Source organism: Methylobacterium sp. WL9, assembly GCF_008040035.1.
GTDB lineage: Bacteria > Pseudomonadota > Alphaproteobacteria > Rhizobiales > Beijerinckiaceae > Methylobacterium > Methylobacterium thuringiense.
On record NZ_VRVE01000212.1, the window covers coordinates 1 to 463 of the forward strand.

Consider the following 463-nt stretch of genomic DNA (forward strand, 5'->3'; position numbering starts at 1 on the left):
GCCCGCCACGGACCGGCCGCCCCGCTGCCGACGAGCGTGGCGCCGGAGGCGTCCGCGATCATCTCCAGGGTGTCGCTCATGCGCTCCGACACGATCACCGCATCGGCGACGAGCCCCGCCGCCACGCCCGCCACAAGGGCGCTCAGCGTGTCGGCCAGCCGCTCGATCGCCTCGGGATCGGCCGGCCGCGCCACATGGATCAGGGCCGAGATCATCCCGCGCCCTTAACGGATTTTCGCAGGCCGCCAACCGGGAAGGCCGGGCTGCGCACCGCCCCGGGGCCGGTTTTCCGGGCAAACGCCGCGGATGCACGAAATATGTGCATCGACCGCGCGTGATGTTCACTTTATGTTCCAGGGCTTCCAGCATTGCGAGCCCGGTCGCCATGGCCTCACCGATCCCCGATCCGCGCGAGACCGCGCGGCGCATCGCCGGCAGCCGGACCCCGGCCGAGACCCGGCGC

At 72.1% G+C, this 463-nt stretch carries 1 pseudogene; it reads right to left on the reverse strand.

The annotated features are described in order from the left end of the window. A pseudogene (locus tag FV217_RS22540) lies at window positions 1-215 on the reverse strand (hypothetical protein); the annotation flags it as partial. Between the last annotated feature and the right edge of the window lie 248 nt (window positions 216-463).